11 protein-coding genes are annotated in these 10,332 nt (G+C 67.0%); 5 read left to right on the top strand and 6 right to left on the bottom strand.

Going from position 1 to position 10,332, the window contains the following annotated elements:
• The first annotated feature begins 3 nt into the window (after window positions 1-3).
• A complete protein-coding gene (locus L995_RS22480) occupies window positions 4-870 on the top strand; it encodes an NAD-dependent protein deacetylase (protein ID WP_047473778.1) in 867 nt (288 codons plus the stop codon).
• Between the two features lie 27 nt (window positions 871-897).
• Here the strand turns inward: L995_RS22480 and L995_RS22475 are convergent, their stop codons facing one another.
• The 4 genes from L995_RS22475 to L995_RS22460 form a co-directional block, all read right to left on the bottom strand.
• Window positions 898-3,165 carry a RelA/SpoT family protein gene (locus L995_RS22475; RefSeq protein WP_016450309.1) on the bottom strand — a complete coding sequence of 756 codons (2,268 nt, stop codon included), beginning with the start codon at window positions 3,163-3,165 and terminating at the stop codon, window positions 898-900.
• 101 nt (window positions 3,166-3,266) lie between these two features.
• Window positions 3,267-3,470 carry a DNA-directed RNA polymerase subunit omega gene (gene rpoZ / locus L995_RS22470; RefSeq protein ID WP_016450310.1) on the bottom strand — a complete coding sequence of 68 codons (204 nt, stop codon included), beginning with the start codon at window positions 3,468-3,470 and terminating at the stop codon, window positions 3,267-3,269.
• A gap of 18 nt (window positions 3,471-3,488) precedes the next feature.
• A complete protein-coding gene (gene gmk / locus L995_RS22465; RefSeq protein WP_016450311.1) occupies window positions 3,489-4,118 on the bottom strand; it encodes a guanylate kinase in 630 nt (209 codons plus the stop codon).
• Window positions 4,119-4,162: 44 nt separating this feature from the next.
• Complete coding sequence (locus L995_RS22460; protein WP_047473777.1) at window positions 4,163-5,056, bottom strand: YicC/YloC family endoribonuclease; 894 nt, start codon at window positions 5,054-5,056, stop codon at window positions 4,163-4,165.
• Window positions 5,057-5,145: 89 nt separating this feature from the next.
• On the opposite strand from L995_RS22460, the gene L995_RS22455 reads away from it, so the two are divergent.
• From L995_RS22455 to hemW, 4 genes are all read left to right on the top strand, one after another.
• Window positions 5,146-6,177 carry a serine/threonine protein kinase gene (locus tag L995_RS22455; RefSeq protein WP_047473776.1) on the top strand — a complete coding sequence of 344 codons (1,032 nt, stop codon included), beginning with the start codon at window positions 5,146-5,148 and terminating at the stop codon, window positions 6,175-6,177.
• The gene (locus tag L995_RS22450) at window positions 6,174-7,079 is read left to right on the top strand and encodes a PP2C family protein-serine/threonine phosphatase (protein ID WP_016450314.1); all 906 of its coding nucleotides are present in this window, start codon (window positions 6,174-6,176) and stop codon (window positions 7,077-7,079) included. The genes L995_RS22455 and L995_RS22450 overlap by 4 nt, the downstream gene beginning before the upstream one ends.
• Window positions 7,080-7,178: 99 nt before the next feature.
• Window positions 7,179-7,781, top strand: a complete 603-nt coding sequence (gene rdgB, locus L995_RS22445) for an RdgB/HAM1 family non-canonical purine NTP pyrophosphatase (RefSeq protein ID WP_016450315.1) — start codon at window positions 7,179-7,181, stop codon at window positions 7,779-7,781.
• Window positions 7,778-9,022, top strand: a complete 1,245-nt coding sequence (gene hemW / locus L995_RS22440) for a radical SAM family heme chaperone HemW (RefSeq protein ID WP_047473775.1) — start codon at window positions 7,778-7,780, stop codon at window positions 9,020-9,022. The genes rdgB and hemW overlap by 4 nt, the downstream gene beginning before the upstream one ends.
• Window positions 9,023-9,098: 76 nt before the next feature.
• On the opposite strand, the gene L995_RS22435 is transcribed toward hemW, so the two are convergent.
• Complete coding sequence (locus L995_RS22435) at window positions 9,099-9,452, bottom strand: I78 family peptidase inhibitor (protein WP_016454730.1); 354 nt, start codon at window positions 9,450-9,452, stop codon at window positions 9,099-9,101.
• A gap of 175 nt (window positions 9,453-9,627) precedes the next feature.
• On the bottom strand, window positions 9,628-10,191 hold the full coding sequence (locus L995_RS22430; protein ID WP_231574506.1) for an SPOR domain-containing protein: 564 nt from the start codon (window positions 10,189-10,191) through the stop codon (window positions 9,628-9,630).
• Window positions 10,192-10,332 lie beyond the last annotated feature (141 nt).

The following is a 10,332-nucleotide window of genomic DNA, read 5'->3' as shown; positions in this document are numbered from 1 at the left end:
GCCATGACCGCCATCGCTCCGCCGCCATCACCATCCCCGGTTCTGCACGATGCCGCGCTGGCCCTGCGCGCCTTGCTGCCGCCCGGCCGGCGCTGGCTGGTGCTGACGGGCGCGGGCTGCAGCACGGGCTCCGGCATTCCGGACTACCGGGATCTGGAAGGCCAGTGGAAGCGCCCCCAGCCGGTGACGCTGCAGGCCTTCATGGGCAGCCATGCCACGCGCCAGCGCTATTGGGCGCGCAGCCTGCTGGGCTGGCCCGTGATGGCGCAGGCCAGGCCCGGCCAGGCCCACGCGGCACTGGCGCAGTTGCAGCAGCGCGGATGGATCGAAGGCCTGGTCACCCAGAATGTGGACGGCCTGCATACGGCAGCAGGCAGCGAGGGTGTCATCGACCTGCACGGCCGCATTGCCGCCGTGCGCTGCATGGGTTGTGGCGCCGGCATGGAGCGCGCCGCGCTGCAGGCCATGCTGCTGCAGCGCAACCCCGGCTGGGCCGGCCTGAGCGCCCAGGCCGCGCCCGATGGCGATGCCGATCTGGAGGGGCGCGACTTCAGCCGCTTCGACGTGCCGGCCTGCCCGCACTGCGGCGGCGTGCTCAAGCCCGATGTGGTGTTCTATGGGGAAGGCGTGCCCAGCCAGCGGGTGCAGGCCGTGCGCGCCATGCTGCAGCAGGCCGGCGGGCTGCTGGTCGCCGGTTCTTCGCTGATGGTGTATTCAGGCCTGCGCTTCGTGCATGAGGCCGTGGCCCAGGGCAAGCCGGTGGCCGCCATCAACCAGGGCCGCATGCGCTCCGAGGATTTGCTGGCCCTCAAGATCGAGCAGGACTGCGGCCCGTTGCTGCAGCAGCTGGCCCAGGACCTGGAGCAATGAAAAAGCCCCGCAGGAGCGGGGCAGTGTTCAGGGGATGACGCGCGATGCGCGCACCACCGAGTGCACGCGGCGCAGGTTGCGCAGCGCGGACTCCACCTGCTGGTTGTCGTGCACCGAGATCACGAAGCACAGGTCCGTGGTGCTCATGGCGGCCTCGTCGGCCATGTCCACGCGCAGGATGTCCACTTCGGCGCCGGCCAGCTCGGCTGCCACGCGGGCGAGCACGCCCTTGCCGTTGTTGACGGTGACGACGATGCGGGCCTCGAAAAGGCGCGCGGCATCGATGTCATCTGCCCATTCCACGACGATGAAGCGGTCGCTGTCCTTTTCCTGCAGGCGCTGTGCGATCTTGCATTGCGCGTGGTGCACGATCAGGCCTTCGCCGCTGCCCAGATAGCCCACGATGGCGTCGCCCGGCACGGGCCGGCAGCACTGCGCGTAGTGGATGGAGCCCTGGTTGGAGCCGTCCAGCAGCACGGCGCCCTGGAAGGGCCGGTTGCTGGCATTGAAGCGTTCGCGCGTGAGCAGCAGGGCGTCGGGCCGGTGGCCGTGGCGCGCCATCAGCGCCGTCAGGCGCGAGGCCACCAGCGACGCAATGCGCCGGCCCATGCCGATGTCCACCATCAGGTCGGCGCGGCTGCGGCTGCCTGCCATGCGCAGCACTTCGTCCCACAGCGCCTGGTTGGCTTCATCGGCCGGCGGCACGGCGTCCATGCCTTCGGCGCGCATGGCCTGGGCCAGCAGGTTCTCGCCCAGGCGTGCCGATTCGCTTTGCGCGGCCGACTTCAGGTAATGGCGGATCTTGGAGCGCGCGCGACCGGTCTTGACGAAGCCCAGCCAGGCCGGGTTGGGCGTGGCGTCTTCGGAGGTGACGATCTGCACCACGTCGCCGCTCTTGAGTTCGGTGCGCAGCGGCACTTCCTCGTTGTTGATGCGCGCGGCGGTCATGTGGTTGCCGACCTTGCTGTGGATCGCATAGGCGAAGTCCACCACGGTGGCACCGCGCGGCATGGCCATGATCTCGCTCTTGGGCGTGAACACGTAGACGGCGTCGGGGAACAGGTCCACCTTGACGTGGTCCCAGAACTCGGCGGCATCGCGCGTCTCGTTCTGGATGTCCAGCAGCGATTGGAGCCACTGCGTGCCCAGCTGCTCGGAATCGTGGCCGGGCTGGGCCTTGTAGAGCCAATGGGCGGCCACGCCGGCCTCGGCGACGATGTGCATTTCCTCGGTGCGGATCTGGAACTCGATGTTCACGCCCGAGGGGCCCACCAGCGTGGTGTGCAGCGACTGGTAGCCATTGTTCTTGGCAATGGCGATGTAGTCCTTGAAGCGGCCCGGCATGGGCTTGTACATCTGGTGCAGCACGCCCAGCGCCGTGTAGCAATCGATCACGCGCGGCAAGATGATGCGAAAGCCGTAGATGTCCGTCACCTTGGCAAAGCTCAGCTGGTTCTTCTCCATGCGCAGATAGAGCGAATACAGCGTGCTTTCGCGGCCGGCAAGGCGGGCCTGCAGCCCCGCGCCGGCGAACTCGGCATTGACCTCGTCCTGCACGCGCTGGACCAGGTCGCGGCGTCGCTTGCGCGAGCGGGCGATGGCTTTTTCCAGCGTGGCGTAGCGCCAGGGATGCAGGTGGCGGAAGGCCAGGTCCTGCAGCTCGCGGTAGGTCTGGTTCAGCCCCAGGCGGTGGGCGATGGGTGCGTAGATCTCCAGCGTTTCCGACGAGATGCGGCCCCACTTGCTGCGCGGCATGTCGCCCATGGTGCGCATGTTGTGGGTGCGGTCGGCCAGCTTGATCAGGATCACGCGCACATCGCGCGCCATGGCCAGCAGCATCTTGCGGAAGGATTCCGCCTGGTTCTCTTCGCGCGTGTTGAACTGCAGCTTGTCCAGCTTCGTGAGGCCGTCGACCAGCTCGGCCACGTCCTGGCCGAAGCGCTGGGCGAGATCGGCCTTGGTGACGCCGCAGTCTTCCATCGCATCGTGCAGCAGCGCGGCCATCAGGGCCGGGGCGTCGAGCTTCCAGCTCGCGCACAGCGCCGTGACCGCGATGGGATGGGTGATATAGGGTTCGCCGCTGCTGCGCCACTGGTCGCTGTGGGCCTGGTCGGCGAAGGCATAGGCTTCGCGCACCTGCTCGATGCTGGTGGCATCCAGGTATCCCAGGTGCTCCATCAGTCCGGCAAAGGCATTGGCCGACACGGCGGTTGCCTGCTCTGCAGACATGCGCTCGGGCCGGGGTGGCGGTACGGGATCAGAGGGGGCTGTGAACGAAGTCAAGGCCGCTTTCATGACTTAAATGTAGCGTGCATGCTGGTTTGTGCAGGCTTCATGTAAAAAAAGCACCGCTGTGCGGTGCTCTTTGTGGGGCCATTGTGTTGCTTTGCAGCAAATCAGCCCGGAACCTTCTTCAGCATCTCGATGCCGACCTTGCCTTCGGCGATCTCGCGCAGCGCGGTGACGCCGGGCTTGTTCTTGGTTTCGATCTTGGGCGTGTGACCCTGGCTCAGCATGCGTGCGCGGTAAGTGGCGGCCAACACGAGCTGGAAGCGGTTAGGGATCTGCTCCAGGCAGTCTTCAACAGTGATGCGTGCCATCAGGATCTCCGGGAAACGTCAGTTGGGTTCAGAAATATTGAGAGACTCGAAGGTCTCTGCGCGGCGGCTGCGCTGAGCCGCATACTTGAGGCGCTGGGCGTGGATGATCGTCTTGAGATCAAACAGTGCGCTCTCGAACAATTCGTTGATTATAACGAAGTCGAATTTCGCCACCTGGGCCATCTCCTCGGCCGCGTTCTTCAGGCGCAGCTCGATCACCTCGGGCGCGTCCTCGCCCCGGTTTTCCAGGCGGGCACGCAGTTCGTCCCAGCTGGGCGGCAGGATGAAGATCAGCACGGCGTTCGGAAACGCTTGCTTGACCTGCAGTGCGCCCTGGTAGTCGATCTCCAGCAGCACGTCGGTGCCGACCTGGATGCGCTCTTCCAGCGCCTTCTTGGCCGTGCCGTAGCGGCGGCTGTGCACGTTTGCCCATTCGACGAAGGCGTTGTTCGACACCATGGCGTCGAACTCCTGGTCGGAGACGAAGTAGTACTCGCGGCCGTGCTTTTCCTGGCCACGCGGCGCGCGCGTGGTGTGGGAGACGGAAGGGGAGACGCGCGCATCGAACTCGCGCAGCGCGCGCACCAGGCTGGACTTGCCGGCCCCGCTGGGGGCCGAGACGACAAAGAGGTTTCCGGGGTAATCCATGGAATTTTGCGCAGTGTGTTCACGCATGGGCATCTGTGTTGGGCTTATTCGATGTTCTGCACCTGCTCGCGCATCTGCTCGATCAGCACCTTCATGTCCACGCTGATGCGGGTCAGCTCCAGCGTGGCGGACTTGGAGCCCAGCGTATTGGCTTCGCGGTGCAGTTCCTGGATCAGGAAGTCCAGGCGCTTGCCGATCTCGCCGCCCTTCTTGAGCAGGCTCTGGATCTCGTCCAGGTGCGAGTCCAGGCGGGTGACTTCCTCGGCCACGTCGATGCGGATGGCAAAGGCGGTGGCCTCGGTCAGGGCGCGGTCCTGGGCGGCTTCGGGCGCCACGGCGCCTTCGGCCAGGGCCATCGCTTCATTCCAGCGCTCCATGAAGCGCAGGCGCTGCTGCTCTACGAGCTGGGGCACCAGGGGCGTGGCATCTGCCGCGAGCTTGCGCAGCTGCGCGATGCGGTCCAGCAGCATGGTGGCAAGGCGCTTGCCTTCGCGGGCGCGGGCCTCCAGCAGTTCGGTCAGGGCCTGCTCTGCCAGCGTGGGCAGCACGCTGCTCCAGTCAACGGCCGAGTTGCCGCTGCCGCTGGCCAGGCGCAGGGCGTCGGAGACGGACAGGCTGCGGGCGTCGGGCAGCCAGGACTGGACAGTGTCCTGGAGCATGGCCAGGCGCTGCAGCATGGCGGTGGAGGGGTCGGGCAGGGAGTTGCCGTCGTCGTTGTCGATGGCGGCGCGCACCTCGACCTTGCCGCGCTTGAGGCGGGCGGTCAAAAGGGCCCGCAAGGCTGGCTCATGCGCGCGCAGTTCGTCGGGCAGGCGGAACGAAAGATCCAGGAAGCGGCTGTTGACCGAGCGGATCTCCAGACCGAGCCGGCTGTTGCGGCCCGACGCTCCACCATCTTCTTCGGACGCGCCGTGCTGGGCACTGGCGTATCCGGTCATGCTGTAAACTGGCATTGGACTTTTGATGGATGCTTGCAATTGCCCGATTATCCGGGTTTCGCCCCATCCCTGAGACTCACCGGAGAAAAATGTCTTCCAAGATCAAGCCGGCGCCATTGCCGCCAGGCAGCACGATCGGCGGCTATCGGGTGGTGCGCAGGCTTGCTTCCGGCGGTTTCGGCGTCGTTTACCTGGCCTTGGATGCAGAGGGCAAGCAGGTGGCGATCAAGGAATACCTGCCCGCCTCGCTGGCCACCCGTGCCCCCGGAGAGCTGCAGCCCGCCGTGGCGCCCGAAAAACTTTCGCTGTACCGCCTGGGCCTCAAGAGCTTCTTCGAGGAAGGGCGTTCACTGGCGCAGATCTCGCACGCTTCCGTGGTCAGCGTGCTCAATTTCTTTCGCGAGAACGAAACCGTCTACATGGTGATGAACTACCTGGAGGGTGCCACCCTGCAGGACTTCGTCGTCACCGCGCGCGAGTTCAAGGCCGAGAAGGTGTTCCGCGAATCGACCATTCGCTCGCTGTTCGACGAGGTGCTGCGCGGCCTGCGCATCGTGCACCAGCACAAGATGCTGCACCTGGACATCAAGCCGGCCAACATCTTCATCACCAATGACGACCGTGCCGTGATGATCGACTTCGGCGCGGCGCGCGAGGTGCTGTCCAAGGAAGGCAACTTCATCCGCCCCATGTACACGCCGGGCTTTGCCGCGCCCGAGATGTACCGCCGCGACGCATCGCTGGGTCCCTGGACCGACATCTACGCCATCGGCGCCTGCATCTATGCCTGCATGCAGGGATTTCCGCCCAACGAGGCGCCGCAGCGCCAGGACAAGGACCGGCTCACGCTGGCGCTGACCAAGCTGCGCGGCGTGTATTCGGACAACCTCATCGAGGTGGTCGAGTGGTGCATGGCCGTGGACCCGGGATCGCGTCCGCAGTCGGTGTTTGCGCTGCAAAAGGAATTGAGCCGCGAAGGCGAGCGCCGCTACACCAAGCTCAGCGTCTCCGAGCGCATGCGCCTGCAACTGGACACGCTGGTGACCGACGCCAAGAAGAACATGCAAAAGATCAGCGGCGCAGCGGGCCTGCCAGCCGTGGGCCAGGAGCGCAAGCCATGAGGTTTTCGGTATTCCAGCTGAGCCGCCGCGGCGGCCGTGCGCTCAATGAAGACCGCATGGGTTACTGCTACACGCGGGAAGCCGTGCTCTTCGTGCTGGCCGACGGCATGGGCGGCCATCCCGAAGGCGAGGTCGCCGCGCAGCTGGCGCTGCAGGTGATGTCCGTGCATTTCCAGCGCCAGGCCAAGCCGCTGCTCGAAGATCCGCAGGGCTTTCTGGTCGATGCGCTGCTGCACGCGCACCGGCAGATCCTGCGCTATGCCAGCGCCAAGGGAATGATCGACACGCCGCGCACCACGCTGGTCGCCGCCGTCATCCAGAAGGGCAAGATCACCTGGATCCATTGCGGCGACTCGCGCCTGTACCTGGTGCGCGGCGGCGAGCTGCTGGTGCGCACGCGCGATCACTCCTATCTGGAGATGGGCGAGATCGCGGCCCAGCTCAAGACATCGAGCCGCAACGTGCTGTTCACCTGCCTGGGCTCTCCGTCCAAGCCCATCTACGACGTGACCGAGCCGCGCCGGCTGGAGCAGGGCGACAAGCTGCTGCTGTGCTCCGACGGCCTGTGGGGCAGCGTGGACGAAGGGCACCTGCTGCGCACCCTGCACGGCCGCACCGTGTCCCAGGCCATTCCCCAGCTGGTCGATACGGCGCTGCGCAATGCGGGCGATGCCAGCGACAACGTCACGGCCATTGCCATGGAGTGGGAGACGCCAGACGCCTTCGAGTCCACCATGGGCATCTCCACCCAGGACATCGAGAACGACGCGTTTGAATCCACGATCCAGGGCGGGGCAATCGAAGACCTGGAAGATGAGCTCGACGACGCGGCCATCGAGCGCTCCATCGCCGAGATCAACGAAGCGATACGCCGCTCGGCCGAGCGCCAGTTCAAGCGCTGACCGCCGCTGCCGGCCCGCGGCAGCGGTGCCGTTGGCGCGCATGGACTACCGAACCTATTGACGACAAAGGGCGCACGGGCGCCCGAATGGATTTCTACGATGAAGATTGTGTTGGCCTCCAACAACCGCGGCAAGCTCGCCGAGCTGCAAGCCATGTTCGCCCCGCTGGGGGTGGAGCTGATCCGCCAGGGCGACCTGTTCGAGGGCGAGGCGCCCGAGCCGCATTGCACCTTTGTGGAGAACGCGCTGGCCAAGGCCCGCTTCGCGGCCGAGCGCACGGGCCTGCCCGCCATTGCCGACGACGCCGGCATGTGCGTCTCGCACTTCGGCGGGCTGCCGGGCGTGGATACGGCCTACTACTGCACGCAGTTCGGCTACGAGAAAAGCGATGACAACAACGTGCGCGCGCTGCTGGAGCAGATGCAGGGCGTGGCCGACCGCCGCGCCGCCATGGTCAGCACCCTGGTGGGCGTGCGCAGCGCAAAGGATCCCGAACCGCTGATCGCCATGGGCCGTGTGCTCGGCGAGATCACCACCGAGCGCCGTGGCACGCAGGGCTTCGGCTTCGACCCCGTGATGTACATCCCCGAGCTGGGCCAGACCTTCGCCGAGATGGACCCGGCCGTGAAGCACGCGCACAGCCACCGCGGCCGCGCCACGCTGCAGATGATCGAACTCGTGCGCGAGCGCTGGGTGCGATGATTCCCATCCAGCCCCAGGATGCGGCCTCCGGCGCCCAGGCCGCCGTGCAGCGCGACATCCAGCACTACATGCGCCCCGGCACGCTGCAGCTGGGCAGCCTGCCGCCGCTGTCGCTGTACGTGCACCTGCCCTGGTGCATACGCAAGTGCCCGTACTGCGACTTCAACTCGCACGAGCACGGCCGCGACGGCCCCGAGCTGCCCGAAGACCGCTACATCGACGCCCTGGTCGCCGACCTGGAGAGCGCGCTGCCGCTGATCTGGGGCCGCACGGTGCACAGCATCTTCATCGGCGGCGGCACGCCCAGCCTGTTCTCGCCCGAGGCCATCGACCGGCTGCTGGCTGCCATCCGCGCGCGCCTGCGCATGGAGGCCGATTGCGAGATCACCATGGAGGCCAACCCCGGCACCTTCGAGACCGACCGCTTCCGCGCCTTCCGTGCGGCCGGCGTCACGCGGCTGTCCATTGGCGTGCAGAGTTTCGACGACCGCCTGCTGCAGGCCGTGGGCCGCGTGCACGACGGCGCCCAGGCGCGTGCGGCCGTGCGCGAGGCGGCCGACAGCTTCGAGACCTTCAACATCGACCTGATGTACGCGCTGCCCGGCCAGACCGAACTGGACCTGGCGCGGGACCTGGACGTGGCCATGTCCTTCGCGCCGCCGCACCTGTCGGTCTATCACCTGACCATCGAACCCAATACGTATTTCGCCAAGTTCCCGCCGGCCATTCCCGAGGACGACCTGGCCTACGACATGCTGGACCGCATCACCGCGCGCACCGCCGCCGCAGGCATGCAGCGCTACGAGATATCGGCCTATGCGCGCGAGGGCCACCAGTGCTGGCACAACCGCAACTACTGGCAGTTCGGCGACTACCTGGGCATTGGCGCGGGCGCGCACAGCAAGCTCAGCTTTGCCCACCGCATCGTGCGCCAGGTGCGCTTTCGCGATCCCGCGCGCTACATGGACCAGGCTCTGGCCGGCGCGCCACTGGCGCAGGACGGCGAGGTGCGCCGCGCCGACCTGCCCTTCGAGTACATGCTCAACGCGCTGCGCCTGCGCGAAGGCTTTGCGCTGCAGGACTTCATGGAGCGTACGGGCCTGCCGCTGTCGTCCATCGCCAAGGGGCTGGATGCGGCACAGGCCAAGGGCCTGATCACGCGCGACCTGGGCCGGGTGGTGCCCACGGAGCGGGGTTTTGACTTCCTCAGCGACCTGCAGGAGCTGTTCCTGGCCGAGTGAGCGGGCCAACGGCCATTGAAAAAGGACGCCTTGGCGTCCTTTCTTCATCCAGCGCCACAGCGCAATCGGTCGGCGGTCAGCCGCAGCGCACGGCCACGATGCGGCCGGTTCCATCGACCACCAGGTTCAGGCGTTCCTGGTTGAACTCCATCGTCGTTGGCTGGCCTTCGCGCAGCACGCGGGCCATGTAGGCGCCCGACTGCTTGCGGGCGGCCTCCAGCGTGGCCGAGGTATTGCTCTTGCCCACGAAGGACTGGGCCGATGCCGCATTGCAGACCTGCACGGGGCGCGGGGCCGGTTGCGCCGCGCCGCCGCTGCTGCCGCCAAAAGGATTGCCCATGCCGGCGCAACCCGCAACCAGAGTGGTGGCGCCCAGCAGGGCCAGGGCGGCAAGGCGGCGGTGCAGGGCTGGGGTGGTGATCGTCGGCATGGTCTGTCTCCTCAATTCAGGGGGTGTGTGCTGCGCAGTATCAGGGCGGGCGCTGGCGCATCGCCTCGGACAACGCCGCATACCTTAGCCGGGCTCGGGCGGTGCCATTGGCATGCGGAAGTAACAGGCGGCAGCAAAGGCATCACGAAGGCATTGCCAAGGTGCTGCCAGGGCATCACCGCCGCGCGCTGCGGCCTTCCGCGGGGGCGTGGTGGAAGACCGTGGCCTCCAGGCCCATGGCGCGTATCCTGGCCGCCGCCTGATCGGCGCTGCGCTGCTTGGCGAAGGGGCCCGAGCGCACGCGCACGATATCGCCCTTGTTGCTGTGCAGGGTCTGGCTGAGCGTGGGCAGCTTGGCTTTCTCCAGCCGCTCCACCACGCGCCCGGCATTGGCGGCTTCAGAGAACACGCCGATGTTGATGTAGTAGTTGCCCGGCTCCAGAGCCGCCGAGGCAGGCTTGGCAGGTGCCGGGGCCTTTGCGACGGGTTCGGCGGGCTTGGCGGGCTTGGCTGGTTTGGCTGGTTTGGTTTCAGCCGCCACCTTGGAGGGCTTGGCGGGCGCTGCCGTGGCTGCGTGCACGGACGCTGGCGCTGGCGCAGGTGCTTTGGCTGGCACCAACGCGGCCTTGACGGGAATGGCTGCAGCTGCAGTGGCCGCGACGGCTCCCGCAGCGCCGGCCGCTGCCACGACGGGCATGGGTTCGACCGTGCCGGATACGGTGCTGCCGGCAGCGGGCAAGGGCGCTTGCGGATCAGGGCGCGCCTCGGCCTGGGCGACTGGCTCTTGCGGCCGGGGCGTGGGTGCGGGAGTGGGGGCGGGTGTGGGCGCCGGTTCCGTCCTTGGCGTTTCAACGGCAGCTACGGCTGCGGCGGGCGTTGG

It is taken from the genome of Delftia sp. ZNC0008 (assembly GCF_000799035.1).
GTDB classification, from domain to species: domain Bacteria; phylum Pseudomonadota; class Gammaproteobacteria; order Burkholderiales; family Burkholderiaceae_C; genus Comamonas; species Comamonas tsuruhatensis.
The sequence above is the reverse complement of the archived record's forward strand: the minus strand, read 5'-3'. Positions and strand labels throughout refer to the sequence as shown.